Raw genomic sequence first — 16,168 nt, forward strand, 5'->3', positions numbered from 1 at the left:
GATACGGTTCCGCTGCGGGGCGGTTGGCACCCGGGGGCCCGTGGGCGACAATGAATGAGACCGACGTTCCGACGACCAGGCATGAATGAGGACGATGAGTACCAGACCGAAAAGCCGGAGGTCGACCAACGTCGACCGTGACCTGGACCGAGTCCAGCCCGGTCGCACAGAGCCGTTCGCGCGAGGCTTCATTGAGTTTCTCGGTGGGCCATTCGGCCGGTTCGGCGCGCCGGGAACCGCCCGAATGCTGACTCCGTTACGGGTGATCATCGCCCTCTCCCTCGTGTTCCTAGCACTGGGGTGGTTGACCAAGGCCAACTGCATCCAGGGAACCGTCGGGGATGACGGGATGGTAAACCTCAACTGGTCTGGTAGCCGCCAGTTGATCTCCGCCTGCTACAGCGACATGATTCCGTTGTACGGCGCCGAGGGACTCAAAGACGGGCACTTCCCCTACGCCTATTCCTGGACCGAGGGTGACGGCACCGTCCGCTACATGGAATACCCGGTGCTGACCGGCCTGTTTCAGTGGGTGATGGCCCAGATAACCAGGACCATCTGGCCAGCAGTTCACGCCGTGGCGGGGTCGGTGCCCGAGGTTGCGGTCTACTTCAGCATCTCGGCGACGTTCCTGGCCCTGTTCTGGGTGCTGGCTGTGCGGTGCGTGTACTCGATGACCGGTAACCGCGTGTGGGACACCGTCCTGATGGCCGTCTCGCCGCTCGTTGTGGTGCACGCCTTCACCAACTATGACACCCTTGTCATCGCAGCCGCTTTGGCCGCGATGCTCGCGGTGGCGCGGGGTAGACCCGGGGTGGGTGGGATGCTCATCGGGCTGGGCATCGCCTTGAAACTGTGGCCGCTGTTCATGTTCGGGGCCTACTTGGTGCTTGCGGTGCGGACCCGACGGTTCCGACCGTTCCTTGTAATGGTTGCGTCAGGAGCTGGCACCTGGCTCGTGGTCAATCTTCCCATCATGCTGGCGTTTCCTGAGGGTTGGCGTGAGTTCTTCAGGCTGAACACCGACCGGGGTTGGGAATGGTCCACGATCTATGCCATCGCCGCCCGGAACACCCCTTGGAATGGCTGGGACGAACCTGGGACGGAGCCGGTAATCCTGAATGCGATCTCGCTCGCACTCTTCCTGATCGGTTGCCTGGCCATCGGTGTTCTTGGTGTGCTGACCAGACGGCAACCGAGGGTCGCGGAGCTGGTGTTCCTCATCGTTGCGGTGTTCTTGTTGACCAACAAGGTGTGGAGCCCCCAGTATTCGCTGTGGCTCGTGCCGCTCGCGGTGCTTGCGCTCCCCCGGTGGCGTCTCCTCCTGGCCTGGGGGTTGGCTGAGGCCATGGTCTGGCCGGTACTGATGTGGCACATGGCGGGTGACGACGCCAAGGGAGCCCCGCCGGAGCTGTTTGATACCGTCCTGGTCATTCGTGGGGCGCTCCTCATCACCATTATTGTGCTGGTCGTGCGTCAGATGCTCGGACGTTCCGTCGATCCAGTCCTCGAGACGAACGGGGGCGTGGATCCACTCGCAGGAGGTTTTCTCGTTCGACCGGGTGCGACGTACCGGGGATTCATCGGTACGGGGGCTCGGTCTGCGGAGAGCAATACGGGTGAGAAGCGAGATCCAGCGCTGTCGCAGGAAGAGGGCGCAGTATCGAGCGCTGTGGGAAAGAGCCGATCAGATCGTGGATAACACCGCAGTGATCATCACCATGGCGAGTGTCTTCATCGGATTCCTGCTTTTCGGGGGTTCCTACGCGAGCTTCAGCTATCGGCGCAGTCCGAAGCTGACCTGGACCCTGTTCACGTTCGCGATCTTCTTCATCACCGTCATCCCGACTGTCATCGCCGTCTTCTGGGCGACCCTGTTCGCTGGGTCGGGAGCCGGCTGAGAAGTCCTGGAGAGGCATCGGGCACCGGCCTCCCCCGGGACCGGCCGGTGAGGTTCCGGGAACGACGGTTTTGCGTCGGCTTCCGGGTGCCCATGCGCCTGGTGTAGGCTAGTGGGGTTGCTGACGCAACGAACCCTCCTGCCACACCACAAGGGTGTGGCCGATCCAAAACACTAGACCACAGGAGGTGATGAGGTCCGTGCGTCAATACGAACTCATGATCATTCTCGACCCCTCCCAGGACGAGCGCACTGTCGCCCCGTCCCTGGACAAGTTCCTCGAAGTCGTCCGCAAGGAAAACGGCACCGTGGAGAAGGTTGACATCTGGGGCAAGCGTCGCTTGCAGTACCCGATCAACAAGAAGGACGAGGGCATCTACGCCGTCATCGAGCTCACCTGTGAGCCGGCGACCGTGCAGGAACTCGACCGTCTGCTGAACCTGAACGACAGCATCCTGCGCACCAAGGTGCTGCGGGCTGACCGTTAAGCAGGGACACTGGTAGGGAAAGCTCTTTTCCCACACGCAGGCCCACCACCAGTGGTGGGCGGTGAACCCCCAGTACACGAGTCATAAAGGAAGGTCGTTCAAGGACATGGCACAGGGAGACACAAACATCACTGTGGTCGGCAATCTCGTTGCCGACCCGGAACTGCGGTTCACCCCCTCGGGGGCGGCCGTCGCTAATTTCCGTATCGCCTCGACCCCCCGCCGTTTCGACGCTGAGTCGAAGCAGTGGGTGGATGGTGAAGCCCTGTTCCTGACCTGCAACGTCTGGCGTCAGGCCGCTGAGAATGTCGCGGAGTCCCTGAGCAAGGGAATGCGTGTCATCGTCACCGGTCGACTCCGTCAGCGCTCCTACGAAACCCGCGAGGGTGAGAAGCGCAGTGTTTTCGAGGTTGAGGTCGATGAGGTCGGCCCCTCCCTGAAATACGCGACGGCCCAGGTCGCCCGCACCCCCAGAGGTGGCGGCCAGGGTGGCGGAAACTTTGGTGGTGGCGGCAACGCTGGTGGCGGAAACTTCGGTGGCGGTAACGCCGGCGGCGGTTTCGGCGGCGGCCAGAGCACCGGAGGCTTCGGTGGCGGTAGTGCCAACCGTGCCCCCGACAACGACCCGTGGAACAGTGCCCCGCAATCCGGCGGTTTCGGTGGTTCAACCGATGACGAGCCCCCGTTCTGACCCTAGGGTCCGTAGAACGCGGGTACGTCCCAGCATCAATCATCCACATAATTCCCGTTCACGTGATGCCACGCAGGTGGTGTCGGGCGACCGGGAAGCAGAACGAAAGGCAGGGATCATGAAGCTGATCCTCACCGCCGCCGTTGACAATCTCGGTGTCCCCGGAGACATCGTCGAAGTCAAGGCTGGCTATGGACGTAACTTCTTGCTTCCGCGTGGCTACGCCATCGTTGCGAACCGCAACGCGGAAAAGCAGATCGAGGACATCAAGCGTGCCCAGAAGGCCCGCGAGATCCGCGATACCGACCACGCTCGCGAGGTCAAGGAACAGCTCGAGCAGCTCACCGGTGTCTCCATCGCAGTGCGCACCTCTGACAAGGGCAAGCTCTTCGGCTCCGTCACAGCAGACGACGTCGTCTCTGCGGTGAAGAAGGCCGGCGGCCCCACCCTGGACAAGCACAACGTCAAGCTGGCCAAGGGCACGGTCAAGTCGACCGGTACCTACCAGGTGGACGTGAAGCTGCACGGTGACGTTACCGCGCCGATCAACTTTGAGGTCGTCTCCGCCTAAGAAAGGTGGCAAGACGGCGGTCGGCACACCGTGCCGACCCAACGACAACAGCAGCCACGGCCCCCGCGCCTCTGCCCACTGACACGTTCGTCGTGTCCTTGGGAGGAGGAACGGGGGCCGTGGTCTTTGTTGGGCGGGGCATCTTCCGGCGCTGGATCAGTGCCCCGGTGGCGTGGTGTGGGAGCTGTCAACGGATGATGTTCGGGTGGTGGAATGTCGCGGTTGCTGCCCATGTGAATATAGTTCCCGAATTGTGGATAACTCCGCTCCCCGAACATGCAATACGACGCCCTGACCGGCGAAAACCGGCCTAACTCGCGACCCCCTGCGATGTCAAACTGGCTGGTTAGCGATAGTTATCCACGGTCTGCAGCCAGTTACCAACACCCCATTTATATGCTATGAGCAGGGACTTTAGACAAAATTCAGGAGGATTTCGGCCAGTAGTCCACAAGTTATCCACACCCCGAGTAGGAAATCCCCAGCCCGAGAATGATCTTTCCCGACCTTTGTGCACAGCCCCTGTGGATAACTTGACCAGTTGGGTCGGGAAACGGCGGCTCGGAACCCCTCGAAACTGAGGGGCTTCGAGCCTTGCGTGGACACGCGACTCCCCGGGGGAGGGAGGCTTCCGTGAGGTGTGGCGAGAGATGCCGTTGGCGGTACTGTTGGCTCTGACGCGTACCGGCACGAGCCGGCCATGTTCCAGCCAGCGTTCCCCTGCCCCGCCGCCGGGGTGCGACACGCCCGTCCGGGGTAGGGCAGGGAGATCTTCCAGACAGTGAAAGGTGCACCGCAGTGACCTCCGGTTTCAGTGACACCAGCTTCGACGATGACTACGTACCTCCGGAGGACCCGACCGACGACGGAGGCGGAGCGGATTTTGTCCCCTTTGACCGGGCACGGCGGGATCGACCCAGGTTCCGCTCAGAGTCGGGAGAGGCCGCGGAGAAGAAGTTCGGGAGGGTTCCTCCGCACCATCTGGAGGCCGAGCGGAGTGTTCTGGGCGCCATGCTGCTCTCCACCGGCGCGGTTACCGACATCGTGGAGGAACTCACACCCGAGGATTTCTACCGGCCAGCACACCAGATCATCTATTCGGTGATCCTGGATCTGTTCAGTGAACAGAAGGAAGTCGACCCGATCATCGTCTCGGGGCGGCTGGACCGGCAGGGTGATCTCGACCGGGTTGGTGGCGCCCCGTACCTGCACACGCTGATCTCATCTGTACCGACTGCGGCGAATGCCCGCTACTACGCGGATATCGTCGCGGAGAAGGCGCTGTTGCGTCGGCTCGTCGATGCGGGCACCAGGGTCGTCCAGTTGGGTTATGAGGGTACGGAAACTGCTGAGGCGGACACGGTACTCGACCTCGCCCAGCAGGAGGTCTTCGCTATCGCGCAGCGCAAGACCACCACCGATTACGCGATCCTGTCCGACGTTCTGGAACCGACGATGGAGGAGCTCGAGGCGATCGCCACGCACGGTGGTCTCGCGGCCGGGATTCCCACGGGGTTCGTCGATCTCGACGAACTGACGAACGGGCTTCACGGAGGGCAGATGATCATTGTTGCGGCACGCCCCGGTGTCGGTAAGTCGACCCTGGCGCTGGACTTCATGCGGTCCTGCTCAGTGAAGCACGGCAAAGCTTCGGTGATTTTCTCGCTGGAGATGTCGAAGTCTGAGATAGTCATGCGCCTGTTGTCCGCCGAGACGGAAATCAAGCTCACCGACATGCGGTCGGGCAAGATGACCACGGAGCAGTGGCAGCGGATCGCGGAACGGGTGGGCAAGATCGCTGATGCCCCACTATTCATCGACGATTCCGCGAATCTCACGATGATGGAGATCCGGTCTAAGGCACGTCAGCTGAAGCAGAAGCACGATCTACAGATGATCGTGGTGGACTACCTCCAGCTCATGAGCTCGGGCAAGAAGGTCGAGTCCCGTCAGCAGGAGGTCAGTGAGTTTTCCCGCCAGCTGAAGCTGCTTGCCAAAGAACTCGACGTGCCCCTGGTCGCCATCTCCCAGCTGAACCGTGGACCGGAATCCCGGACGGACAAGAAGCCGCAGTTGGCGGATCTCCGTGAGTCGGGTTCGCTGGAGCAGGACGCCGACATGGTCATGTTGCTCTATCGACCGGATTCCCAGGACAAGGAGGACCCGCGTGCAGGTGAAGCCGACATCATCATGGCGAAACACCGCGGTGGTCCAATCGGGACCATCGCCGTGGCCCACCAGCTGCATTACTCCCGCTTCCGGGATCTGGCCCGCGGTATGGGCTGAGGGGTACCGAGATCATGTGGTCGTACCGGAGCGGGTGCATCCGCGCCACCAGGGAACCGGGAACACGATGACAGCGGGGGCGAGACCTGTGGGTGCCGCCCCCGCTGTCCGCTGTCGCTGGGTGTGTTCGTCAGTTAGCGGAACGTCCGCAGACGGAGGGAATTGGTGACGACGAACACCGAGGACAGGGCCATCGCTGCGCCGGCGAGCATCGGGTTCAGCCACCCCATCGCCGCGACGGGGATCAGGATGATGTTGTAGCCGAATGCCCAGAACAGGTTGCCGTGGATCGTCTTCAGTGTCGCGCGGGACAGCCGGATGGCATCCGCTACGCCGTCGAGTCCGTCCCGCATGAGGGTAATGTCCCCCGCCTCAATGGCGACGTCTGTGCCGGTGCCCATCGACAGTCCGAGATCGGCCTGTGCGAGGGCGGCTGCGTCGTTGACACCGTCGCCGGCCATGGCGACGGTTCGTCCCTCCCCCTGCAATCGGCGAACCTCGGCGACCTTACCTTCCGGAAGAACACCGGCGAGGACATCGTCCGGGTCGATCCCGACCTCCCGTGCCACCGCCGAGGCGGCACCCCGGTTGTCGCCGGTGAGTAGAACCGGGGTCAGACCGAGGTCTCTCAGCGACCTGATCGCAGCCTTGGACGAATCCCGGACGCGGTCGCGGACCGTGAGGACCGCGGTCGGGGCCCCATCGACGTGAAGGATCACAGGGGTGGCACCGTCCGACTGGGCGTCCGCCACCACGGAGGCGAGCTCCTCCGGTAGCTCGTCCCCCGGGCGGAGCACCGAGATGTCCTGCCCGTCGACGGTCGCGCTCACGCCGCTACCGGCGTGTGCGGTGAAACCGGAGAACTCCGGCAGCCCCCCTTCCCCCGCTTCCGCTGTCGCTGCGGTGACGATCGCCCGCCCCACTGGGTGTTCACTGCCCTGCTCCACGGTACCGGCGAGACGGAGCGCCTCGCCGCGGCTCACCGCCGGGGTAGTGGTGACGTCGGACAGCGCCATCTCGCCCGTGGTCACCGTGCCGGTCTTGTCGAGCACGATCGTGTCCACCCTGCGGGTCGACTCGAGAACCTCCGGGCCCTTGATCAGCAGACCCATCTGGGCGCCTCGGCCGGTTCCCACAAGCAGTGCGGTGGGGGTTGCCAGCCCGAGGGCACATGGACACGCGATGATGAGGACTGCGACTGCCGCGGTGAAGGCCTCCGCGGTGGTCGACCCCAGAAGAAGATGGGCGAGCAGCGTCACCAGCGACACGGCCATGACGACGGGGACGAAGACCTGTGAGATGCGGTCCACAAGCCGCTGGACCGGGGCTTTCCGGGACTGCGCGTCGGTGACCATCCGACCGATCCGTGCGAGGGTGGTCTCCCCGCCGACCCGGGTCGCTCGGACCACGAGTCGACCTGAGTTGTTCACCGTCGCACCCGTCACCGTGTCACCCGGGATGACGTCAACGGGCATGGATTCCCCCGTCAGCATCGACTCGTCGACCGAACTCGTACCCGAAACGATTACGCCATCGGTGGCAACCGTTTCTCCCGGTCGGACGACGAATTCGTCGTCCACTGAGAGCCGATCGACCGGTATTTGCTGCTCCCGGCCATCGATGAGGACGGTGGCCTCTTTCGCCCCGAGGGTGAGCAGGGCGCGCAGCGCCTGTGAGGAACGCCCCTTGGCGCGGGCCTCGAACCAGCGGCCGAGTAGGAGGAACACGATCACCATTGCGGCGGTATCCAGGTAGATCTCGCTCAGCGCGGAACCACTGTCAGCGCGGAAGTGGAAGTGCATCGTCATTCCGGGGCGCCCTGCGTCGCCGACGGTGAGCGCCACGACAGACCACAGCAGCGCCGTTGTGGTTCCCATGCTCACGAGTGTGTCCATTGTGAACGCACCGTGCCGCAGATTCGTGATCGCGGCGCGGTGGAATGGTAGCCCGCCCCAGAAGAACACGGGCACGGTCAGTGCGAGCGCGACCCACTGCCAGTGATCGAACTGGAAGGCGGGGACCATCGACAGCAGCATGACCGGCAACCCGCACACGGCGGACACGATCAGCCTGCGGCGCAGGTCGGCGATCTCCTCCGCGCGGGCCGCATCGGCCGCATCCGGCGCCGCCCCCCCGCCATCCACACCGTCGTCGGTTTCGGAACCGGCGGGTGCCACGATGCTCGCACCGTAGCCGGTCTGCTCCACGACTGACACGAGATCATCCGGAGTGATGAGATCGGGGTTGAAGTCAACTGACGCTGTCTCGGTTGCGAAGTTTACTGTGGCGGTGACCCCGTCCAGCCGGTTGAGTTTTCGCTCGACCCGTCCCGAACAGGAGGTGCACGTCATCCCGGTGACCGCAAGATCGGTATGTGCGGTACCGGCTGTGGCGGGGAAACCTGCGGATTTGGTCGGATTATTCATGGGTACTCCTGTTTAAGGGGAAACGTCGTCCCGTTACCGGGGAAAGACAACGCCGCCCGGCCGTCGAGACAGCGGGGCGGCGTGGTGATTGAAAGCTCTGGGTGTGGCCGGGTCAGTCGACTACCTTGTAACCGGCCTCTTCAATCGCTGCAGAAATTGCCTCGTCGGTGAATCCATGGCCGGTTACCGTCACCACGCCCTTGTCGAGGTCGACGTCGACGCCCTGGGTTCCCGGAACAGCCGACACCTCCTTGACAACGGCATTGCTGCAGTGCTCGCAGGTCATTCCTTCCACACGGTAATTTTTGGTCATCGTTCGTCCTGTCCTTTCGCGTTGCCGTCACACCTGCCGACTGCCTCCCGGAGGGTTGACCCGGACGGGCCGGGGATTGCTTCGGGTACCGTGACGGTGCGGTCTCGTCTACCCGCACAAACTACCCCAGTTCACCCGGTCCTCCGCAACGTGACGGGAATATCATTCGGGCTTTCGGTGTTGAGCGGGGTGTACCGTTCTCAACCAAAGAATCCGGAGTGATTATTCCATGGCCACGATTGATGTAACCGAAGCCACATTCGAAGAGATCGTCACGAAGGGCGGAATAGTTCTCGTCGATGTCTGGGCATCCTGGTGCGGTCCCTGCGTCCGTTTCGCACCGACCTTCGAGAAGGTCTCGGAAGCCCATCCCGAGGCTGTTTTCGCCAAGCTCGACAGCGAGGCCAACCAGGGGCTCGCCGCCGCGCTGCAGATCCAGTCGATTCCCACCCTGATGATCTTCCGGGACGGAATCCTCGTGTTCCGTGAATCCGGCGCGATGTCAGCTGCCGCGCTGGAGGATCTGTATACCCAGGTCAGCGAACTCGACATGGAGCAGGTCCGGAGTGAGATCGCGAAAGAACAGCAGTCCGAGTAGCGGGTTCCCCGTTTTATCTCCCCTCCCGAGGCCGTGCGAGCATCCCTGGGAGGGGATTTTTCCGGTTTCGGTCCGAGAATCGGGAGATGGGGCTGGTCAGCACGGCTAGACTGGTGGTTAGTACAGGAGCCGTTTAACGCGGCGTCGCCACGGTCCCCGGGAAGAGAGTCGACAGAAGATCATGGCCAACACATTCGCGAAGGGATGGAAGTACCTCATGGCATCCCTGGATAAGAAGATCGACGAGAACGCTGACCCGAACGTGCAGATCCAGCAGGCTGTTACCGCAGCGAAGGAGCGACACGCGAGCATCACCCGTCAGGCCGCATCGGTGATCGGAACCCGTAGCCAGCTGGAGATGAAACTCAACCGGTTGCTCGCGGACAGAAGCACCCTGGAGGAAGAAGCACGCAACTCACTGCGGGCAGCTGATGCTGCCACCGAGGCAGGGGAATCCGCCCGCGCACTGGAGCTCATGGCCACCGCAGAGGTACTCTCCACGCGTCTCGTCGTGGTGGAGAACCAGATTGAGGAGACTACCGCGCTCCATGGTCGGGCCGTGAAGGCAGCGGAGCAGGCAGCGGTGCAGGTTCGTGAATCGGAGGCCCGGTTGCGGGATCAGCTCGACCAGATCCGGGAGTTGCGTGCCCAGGTCGACCAGACCGCGATGCAGGAAACCGTCAACGATGCCGCAGGCTCCATGGACGGTATCGGCGAACCCGATTCTGCCGTCCCCACCCTGGACGCCGTCCGGGCCAAGATCGAACGGCGCTATGCGGAGGCCCTGGGATCCCAGGAACTGCTGGAGACCTCTGTTGCTGAGCGGATGACGGAGATCAAGAACACTGGCCTCGACATGAAGGCCACGGCCCGTCTGGACCAGATCCGGGCAGAGATGAGGAAGCCCGAGATCACCGATGGATCTGGGGCCTAGAGCCTGAAGAAACATCGTGATTCGCCCTCGTCCCGCCCCGGGCGGGACGAGGGCGAATCACTTATCTCCGGTCGTCGTCCGTCAGCGGCGGGAGATGTGGAGTAGGACACCACGTATTCCGGAGTGGAATCCGTCGCGCAGGTTCACCCGTTGTGATTCGGTGAGGGTGTACTCGTGCAGTGTCTCGCAGGCGAATTGCAAGAGAGGACGGTCAATTTCCGGGGGGAGCCCACCTCCGCACAGCTGGTGGGCGTTGTTGCGCTGTTCTCCGGAGGCCGCGTTGTCGTACCACCAGCTCGCGTATTGCTGGCCGACGTCGAAGGGGGTCTGGGAGCCGTCGGAGACCCAGACCTCGCTCGGTAACGGCACGTATCGGGAACGGAGTTTCCGCCGCGGAGCCATCATCGACGGGTTGGGAACCGGGCGGGGTTTCTCCGCCGCGTCTGCCTGCGGAGCCTGATCCGTCCGGCCGGGGGCGGTATCCTCCGCCTGCTCCCGGGACACGGTGGAGGTTTCCCCGGTTTCGTCTGCGTCAGCCGGTGCAGTGGAGGCTTTGCGGAGATCGCCGGTTTCGGGGCTCTCCGCGGTGACGGGTTCGCGGGGGTATTCGGCTCCGGCATGCGTCGACGGTGATGCCGTCTGGCGCATTGCTGGTGCGCCGGGACCGCGGTCCTCGGCGGGAGGTTCGGGTACATCGACCCGATGGTCACCGGAACCGCGGAGCTGCGCTTGGTCGCCGGTGCCGGGTGCTGGTGTGGAGCGGTGCTTTCCGGAGTGCCCGTTGTGGTTGTCGTCCGGAGTACCTGACTGCTCAGATGCCGGCGGGGTGGTTCCACCGGGGTTCGGTACGCTAATTGGCCCCGTTTCCTCGATGGGTTCGGCATCGCCGATCGGTTTGGTTCGTACCACCGGCGGGAGGGGGCCTTCGAGAACCTGCAGTTGCATGCATTCCGCGAAGTCCTCGCGGGGGTCGAGGATGGTGGTGGAGTCACACGCGTAGCGGAGGGCGGAGGACATGGAGTCCCAGCCGAATCCGTAGAGATGGACGCGGAGCCCAGCGGCGGTGGCCTCCTGGACCCCGGGCAGCATGTCTGCGTCGCCGGAGACGAGGACAATGTCGGAGCACTGGCCCCGGACTCCAGTGAGCACCATATCGGCGACCAGGCGCGTGTCGACGGCCTTCTGGGTACGGCGTTCGCCCCATTCGATGAGCTGGCCCGCGCGGAGCTGCACTCCGTCGCAGGTCCGGAGTGCACGCTGGTAGCGGTGGGGGCCGGAATCGGGAATCCCGTCGTACCACATCTGCCGCTGGATGGGTTGGTCCAGTTGGTTCCGGATCATCGTGCCGAGGACGGCTACGACCTCGGGGAGATCGATCTCTAATTGGGCACGCGCTCCTGTCTCCCACGAGTTGTAAAAGCTCGCGAGCAGGTAAGACGTATCGACGAATACTTGTGTGCGTTCAAGCATGGCTCCTAATTTCCGTTCATTGTCTTGCTAAATCCGTTTAGTCACTGGTGTCCAGCATGCCTGAAACGGTCGGATTACGTCGATGTCCCGGGGAGTTCGTGTGATCAGCTTCTGTTCTGGGTTCCCTGTCCCGCCAGCACAGCCTGGGGATCAGGGAACGTGCTGACGTTTTCGGGTGCTGTCCCGCACCCGTTTGGGGGGTGGTTGGTCGAGGTTTGCACCCCCGTACCTGTCCGGTTCCGTCGGGCATTGCGGGCCTCTCGAACTAGTTATATGGTTAGTTACACAAGTAGCCAACCAACGAACCGGCCGGGACGGTTCAAGAACGGAGAGTGGGCCATGGAGGAAACCACCCTGCCGCTGTTCCGGCAGATCGCCGCACTGGTCGAGGACTCAATCGTCGACGGCTCCCTCGTTGCCGGCGAACGGGCCCCGTCGACCAACGAACTCGCGGCGTTCCACAACATCAACCCCGCCACGGCCCGCAAGGGCCTCACCCTGCTCGTGGACACCGGGGTGCTCGAGAAACAGCGCGGGATCGGCATGTTCGTCACCGCCACGGCGCGGGAAGCCATTCTCTCCCGTCGCAGGGAGGCCTTCGCCGCCGGTTTCCTCGCCCCACTTATCGACGAGGCCGTCAAACTCGGGATGACCCGGGGAGAACTGCACACTCTCACCGACCAGGTAGCGGAAAGCCGAGGACTCTACTCATGAACCACAACGACAACACCGTCATCCACGCGGACAACGTCACCATCGCGTATGGGAAAACGCCCGTGCTCACCGATTTCACCCTCACGATTCCGGAGGGTGGCATTCACGCGCTCGTCGGGCCCAACGGGTCCGGTAAGACCACGCTGCTGCGTTCCATCGCCGGCCAGCACGAGACGAAGGGCGGCAGCCTCACGGTGTTCAACGCCCCACCCTTCGACAACGCCGAGGTGATGGACCGCGTCGTGCTCATGGGTGCCGATGTGCCGCTGCCGCGGAGTTGGAAAGGGCGCAGGCTCCTGGAGATCGGTGAGGCACGTTGGGCCACTTTCGACATGACGCGCGCACGCGAGCTCGCGGAACGGTTCGACCTCGATCTGGACAAGAAGTACTCGGCGTACTCAACTGGACAGAAGTCCATGCTCCAGGCCGTCATTGGGCTTGCGGCCCGCTGCCCCGTCACCCTCCTTGACGAGCCTTATCTGGGGCTCGACATCGAGCGTCGCCGGGTGCTCTACACCGAGCTCCGGGCCGATGTGGAGCAGCATCCCCGCACGGTGATCCTCTCCACCCACCAGCTTGACGACGCAGCGGCCGTCATCGACTCCGTCATCGTCATCGGTTCACGGTCTCTGCTGTTCACCGCCGAGGTTGCCGACCTCAATGAGGGAGTGCTCTCCGCGACCGGTCCGGCGTTCCGCATCGACGCGCTCGTCGAGGCGCTCGGATCCACCGGTACAGTGCTCATCCGCGAGAAGCTCACCGGGCAGGAACGGGTGATCCTCGACCTGCGGAGCGCTACCACAGACGCCATTGACTCCCTGTGGGCGAAGGCGCGTGAACTCGGTGTCCGGGTCCAGGCCGCCGACCTCGAGGACGCCGTCACCGCCCTGGCGGCTGATGCCCGATGACTCCCCACGTGCCCCCGGGCGGCGACGTGGACCGCCGACTGATGCTGACACTCGGTGACTGGCGCCGCGCCGGTCTGATCCTCGCCTTCGTCCTCGCCGACTACGTGCTGCTCACCGGTGTGCTGATGGTGTTCATCGAGGACGGAGGCCGATGGAACGTCCTCTACGTCGGACTCGTCCTTCTCTCCTGCACACTCGTGTGGCTGCGTACCCCGGCCGACGGCTACCGGGCCATGAATCTCACCCGGGTGACCTGGAGAAGACACCACATCGTGCGCTCCGCTGTGTTCACGCTGATCACCGCCCTCGTCGTAGCCCTCGTGGTCGTCGCGCCCGGCTTTCTTCCCCCGCGCGCCCTCGTGCCCGTCGGCGTCATTCTCGTCGCGGCGTTTCTCGTGCAGGTCTGGCGGGGACGGTCGATACCGGAGTCCGGGGCCCGGGCCGACGACGGGAAACCGTGGTGGTTGACGGCGGACCTCGGCATGAGCCGTGGAACGCTGATCGGCTCCTCCCCCACGGCCCAAGTCATCCGCGACCCGGTCCTCCGCTTCACGGTGATGGTCTGGGTCGGGGTCCTGGTCTACCTTCTGATGCTCCGCCTCCTGCCGTGGGGCGCCGACCGGGAGGCTGATGACCTTGGGTTCATCACGATCATGGTGCTCTCCTTCTGTGGGAGCATGGCGTCCCTGGCTCCCCTGGCCGCGAGGACATGGCGGGCGTACGGCTGGCCGCGACGGGACTTCGTCCGCGGGTGGAACATCACGGCGCTGCTCAACCTCCCGGTGGCGCTCCTGGTCTGGACCGCCGCGTGGGCCGTGGCGTTCCGGGGCGAGATCTCCTTCCACGAGGGGATCCCCGTCTTCCTCGCCGCCGGACTCCTCGCCGTCGGCGGAATGGTACTTGCACCGTGGGCCATCGGGCGGAATGCCTGGTGGTATGCGAGCCTGGTGGCGGCGTACCCCGTCGCCTTCGCGACAGCCTCCACGGACGTCCGTGTCATGTCCGGATCGCTGGCGGTACTCACGATCTGGACGCTCATCCTGCTGTTCGTGATCTCCCCGCGACTCGCTGGAACCACCGACCTCAGCGGGGCGACGTTCCAGGAGCGGTTCTCCGGTAGTCGACGATGAGGAAGGGCATACCGACCGTGAAAACAATGGGTGGTTCACCAACCGCGATCCTGCGCCACGCGAACCCATGGGTCCTGCCTGTCCTGGTGACCCTGATCTCCGCCGCAGGTCTCTACGGGTACCTCTTCACGGGATATCGGCCGCATGCGTGGCCCGCGTGGGTCGCTGTGGCACTCGGTGCGGTGCTTTTGGCATCCACCGGTGGCGCGGACACCTACCGGGCCTTCAACCTCGACCACGCGACCTGGCGTCGCCACCATCTTCTTCGGGTGGGGCTGTACACGGCCATCCTCTCCGCCTGTGCCCTGACCAACTGGTTCGTGCGCGGCGAGGGCGTTGTTCTGGTGAGCGTCGTGTTCTGGGTGGTGGCCGCCATCATCCAGGTCCGCAGCACGCGGACTTGGCCGGAAGCGCCCCGGACGGCGACGTCGAGGTCGGGAGATCCGGCGATCAGCGGTGGTGGCCCGCGCCGGGCGTGCCGGGCGATCATCGCCGGCAACGTTGTTCCGCGGAACCTCATCGGCTGGGGACTCACGGCCGTCGCTGCGGTCATCATCGGTCTCACAGGCATTCGGGTGAACTGGTCGATCCTTCCGCTGGTGATGGTGATGACGGGTCTCACATCCGACGAACGGCCGGACCGCTGGATGGCCTTCAACGGTCGTCGACGGACCTGGCTGCGGGAACGGATGCGACTGGCGTTGCTCCATCCGGTCATGGCTGCGGTCGCGTCATTGCCGTCCCTGCTGATCGTGAACCCGGATGACCATCTGCTCACCGGGATCTGCAAGTGGATCGCGGTGGGATTCCTGATTAGCACCATCGACATCATCCTCCCCGTGCTCACCGTGTGGTGGGTGCCCTATCTCATCATCATCATGGGGCTGACGGGCATTCCGGCCCTGTTGCCCGCAGACATTGGTCCTGACCCGATCCTCTATCCCGTGGTCGGCGCGGGATTCCTCATCGTCAACTACATCGTGGCCGACCTGTGGCTGGTCCGGCGTTGGCGGCCGGGGTCGAGGGGGTTGGCGGATTGGTTGGGCATGAACACCGGCAGGGCAACCAACGCGGGATGAGTGGCGGATGAACATCCCGAAAACTGCCGGTAACCTGCGTGTTTGTGTGTGTGGTGGGTGGTGTGTAAATTAGTGGGGGTCAGCGAGACCGACAGCGCCCCGCCGGGAAGTAATTTCTGTGGTTGTGTGGCGTGAGGAAAACATAAGCTGGCTCCAAGAAAAATTGTTCACCTGCCGGACTGGTTGCCTTTGGTGGTTGCTGGTTGGTTGTGTGCGTGATGTTTGAGAACTCGATAGTGTGCCAATGTATCTTGCCGGCAGGTGTGATCATCTTTGGGTGGTTGTGTTTGTTGGTGGGGTAATTGTTTTTTTGATTCGTTTCCGGATCATTCATGGTCGTGGCGTGTGCCGGGGAGTGTAAGTCGCTTCCTTAATCAGCTGCCGTGTGGTGTCCACTGTGTGTGGGTGCTGGTGGTGGTTGTTGACTGTGGTGGTTGGGACGGATGTTTGTGTGGCGTGTTTGTTTTTCCTCGTCGAATGACACGCGTCACTATGGCGGATGTTTCATCTGCTTTTTGTTTTTTTGGACAATCATTTTTGACATCGCCTGGTTCCTTTTGTGGGGTCGGGTGGTGTTGCTGGTTGTTTGTTTTGCTAGGTTTTTCAAGCTTTTTGTATTGCTTAAAGGCTTTTATGGAGAGTTTGATCCTGGCTCAGGAC

At 63.3% G+C, this 16,168-nt stretch carries 15 protein-coding genes and 2 pseudogenes; 13 read left to right on the top strand and 4 right to left on the bottom strand.

Annotated elements, in window-relative coordinates; all coding sequences use genetic code 11:
* Window positions 1-94 precede the first annotated feature (94 nt).
* The 6 genes from JDV76_RS02625 to dnaB all read left to right on the top strand — a co-directional run bounded on the left by JDV76_RS02625 (window position 95) and on the right by dnaB (window position 5,936).
* Window positions 95-1,702 carry a glycosyltransferase family 87 protein gene (locus JDV76_RS02625; RefSeq protein WP_198735281.1) on the top strand — a complete coding sequence of 536 codons (1,608 nt, stop codon included), beginning with the start codon at window positions 95-97 and terminating at the stop codon, window positions 1,700-1,702.
* Between the two features lie 19 nt (window positions 1,703-1,721).
* A complete protein-coding gene (locus tag JDV76_RS02630) occupies window positions 1,722-1,901 on the top strand; it encodes a hypothetical protein (protein WP_232958809.1) in 180 nt (59 codons plus the stop codon).
* Between the two features lie 199 nt (window positions 1,902-2,100).
* On the top strand, window positions 2,101-2,388 hold the full coding sequence (rpsF, locus tag JDV76_RS02635) for a 30S ribosomal protein S6 (RefSeq protein WP_198735283.1): 288 nt from the start codon (window positions 2,101-2,103) through the stop codon (window positions 2,386-2,388).
* A 106-nt stretch (window positions 2,389-2,494) separates the two neighbouring features.
* On the top strand, window positions 2,495-3,079 hold the full coding sequence (locus JDV76_RS02640) for a single-stranded DNA-binding protein (RefSeq protein ID WP_198735284.1): 585 nt from the start codon (window positions 2,495-2,497) through the stop codon (window positions 3,077-3,079).
* 118 nt (window positions 3,080-3,197) lie between these two features.
* Complete coding sequence (gene rplI / locus JDV76_RS02645; RefSeq protein WP_198735285.1) at window positions 3,198-3,650, top strand: 50S ribosomal protein L9; 453 nt, start codon at window positions 3,198-3,200, stop codon at window positions 3,648-3,650.
* Between the two features lie 798 nt (window positions 3,651-4,448).
* Window positions 4,449-5,936 carry a replicative DNA helicase gene (gene dnaB / locus JDV76_RS02650; protein WP_198735286.1) on the top strand — a complete coding sequence of 496 codons (1,488 nt, stop codon included), beginning with the start codon at window positions 4,449-4,451 and terminating at the stop codon, window positions 5,934-5,936.
* A gap of 134 nt (window positions 5,937-6,070) precedes the next feature.
* On the opposite strand, the gene JDV76_RS02655 is transcribed toward dnaB, so the two are convergent.
* Window positions 6,071-8,362 carry a heavy metal translocating P-type ATPase gene (locus JDV76_RS02655; RefSeq protein WP_198735287.1) on the bottom strand — a complete coding sequence of 764 codons (2,292 nt, stop codon included), beginning with the start codon at window positions 8,360-8,362 and terminating at the stop codon, window positions 6,071-6,073.
* A 112-nt stretch (window positions 8,363-8,474) separates the two neighbouring features.
* A complete protein-coding gene (locus tag JDV76_RS02660) occupies window positions 8,475-8,675 on the bottom strand; it encodes a heavy-metal-associated domain-containing protein (RefSeq protein WP_198735288.1) in 201 nt (66 codons plus the stop codon).
* A 229-nt stretch (window positions 8,676-8,904) separates the two neighbouring features.
* On the opposite strand from JDV76_RS02660, the gene JDV76_RS02665 reads away from it, so the two are divergent.
* Entirely contained in the window at window positions 8,905-9,273 is a 369-nt protein-coding gene (locus JDV76_RS02665) for a thioredoxin family protein (protein ID WP_198735289.1), read from the top strand.
* Window positions 9,274-9,454: 181 nt separating this feature from the next.
* Window positions 9,455-10,207: a PspA/IM30 family protein gene (locus tag JDV76_RS02670; RefSeq protein ID WP_198735290.1), complete on the top strand. Its 753-nt coding sequence runs from the start codon at window positions 9,455-9,457 to the stop codon at window positions 10,205-10,207.
* A gap of 81 nt (window positions 10,208-10,288) precedes the next feature.
* Here JDV76_RS02670 and JDV76_RS12995 read toward each other — a convergent pair.
* Window positions 10,289-10,645, bottom strand: a pseudogene (locus JDV76_RS12995) (NYN domain-containing protein); the annotation flags it as partial.
* 458 nt (window positions 10,646-11,103) lie between these two features.
* Window positions 11,104-11,677 (bottom strand): annotated as a pseudogene (locus tag JDV76_RS13000) (NYN domain-containing protein); the annotation flags it as partial.
* A gap of 339 nt (window positions 11,678-12,016) precedes the next feature.
* Between JDV76_RS13000 and JDV76_RS02680 the strand changes: the two are divergent.
* The 5 genes from JDV76_RS02680 to JDV76_RS12465 all read left to right on the top strand — a co-directional run.
* On the top strand, window positions 12,017-12,391 hold the full coding sequence (locus JDV76_RS02680; RefSeq protein ID WP_198735292.1) for a GntR family transcriptional regulator: 375 nt from the start codon (window positions 12,017-12,019) through the stop codon (window positions 12,389-12,391).
* On the top strand, window positions 12,388-13,299 hold the full coding sequence (locus JDV76_RS02685; protein WP_198735293.1) for an ATP-binding cassette domain-containing protein: 912 nt from the start codon (window positions 12,388-12,390) through the stop codon (window positions 13,297-13,299). Before JDV76_RS02680 ends, JDV76_RS02685 begins: the two co-directional genes overlap by 4 nt.
* Entirely contained in the window at window positions 13,296-14,429 is a 1,134-nt protein-coding gene (locus tag JDV76_RS02690; RefSeq protein WP_198735294.1) for a hypothetical protein, read from the top strand. Before JDV76_RS02685 ends, JDV76_RS02690 begins: the two co-directional genes overlap by 4 nt.
* A gap of 26 nt (window positions 14,430-14,455) precedes the next feature.
* Window positions 14,456-15,508 (top strand): hypothetical protein, encoded by a 1,053-nt coding sequence (locus JDV76_RS02695; protein ID WP_198735295.1) that lies wholly within the window; start codon window positions 14,456-14,458, stop codon window positions 15,506-15,508.
* Between the two features lie 434 nt (window positions 15,509-15,942).
* Window positions 15,943-16,168: hypothetical protein (locus JDV76_RS12465; protein WP_232958726.1), on the top strand; the 226-nt coding region annotated here is incomplete at its 3' end.

This window comes from Corynebacterium marambiense, assembly GCF_016342275.1.
GTDB classification, from domain to species: Bacteria; Actinomycetota; Actinomycetes; order Mycobacteriales; family Mycobacteriaceae; genus Corynebacterium; species Corynebacterium marambiense.

What these genes read in the sequence shown, in the direction of transcription:
- JDV76_RS02625 (WP_198735281.1), top strand. Translation starts at nt 95, where the DNA reads ATGAGTACCAGACCGAAAAGCCGGAGGTCGACCAACGTCGACCGTGAC.
- JDV76_RS02630 (WP_232958809.1), top strand. Translation starts at nt 1,722, where the DNA reads ATGGCGAGTGTCTTCATCGGATTCCTGCTTTTCGGGGGTTCCTACGCG.
- JDV76_RS02640 (WP_198735284.1), top strand. Translation starts at nt 2,495, where the DNA reads ATGGCACAGGGAGACACAAACATCACTGTGGTCGGCAATCTCGTTGCC.
- rplI (WP_198735285.1), top strand. Translation starts at nt 3,198, where the DNA reads ATGAAGCTGATCCTCACCGCCGCCGTTGACAATCTCGGTGTCCCCGGA.
- JDV76_RS02655 (WP_198735287.1), bottom strand. Translation starts at nt 8,362, where the DNA reads ATGAATAATCCGACCAAATCCGCAGGTTTCCCCGCCACAGCCGGTACC.
- JDV76_RS02660 (WP_198735288.1), bottom strand. Translation starts at nt 8,675, where the DNA reads ATGACCAAAAATTACCGTGTGGAAGGAATGACCTGCGAGCACTGCAGC.
- JDV76_RS02665 (WP_198735289.1), top strand. Translation starts at nt 8,905, where the DNA reads ATGGCCACGATTGATGTAACCGAAGCCACATTCGAAGAGATCGTCACG.
- JDV76_RS02670 (WP_198735290.1), top strand. Translation starts at nt 9,455, where the DNA reads ATGGCCAACACATTCGCGAAGGGATGGAAGTACCTCATGGCATCCCTG.
- JDV76_RS02680 (WP_198735292.1), top strand. Translation starts at nt 12,017, where the DNA reads ATGGAGGAAACCACCCTGCCGCTGTTCCGGCAGATCGCCGCACTGGTC.
- JDV76_RS02685 (WP_198735293.1), top strand. Translation starts at nt 12,388, where the DNA reads ATGAACCACAACGACAACACCGTCATCCACGCGGACAACGTCACCATC.
- JDV76_RS02690 (WP_198735294.1), top strand. Translation starts at nt 13,296, where the DNA reads ATGACTCCCCACGTGCCCCCGGGCGGCGACGTGGACCGCCGACTGATG.
- JDV76_RS02695 (WP_198735295.1), top strand. Translation starts at nt 14,456, where the DNA reads ATGGGTGGTTCACCAACCGCGATCCTGCGCCACGCGAACCCATGGGTC.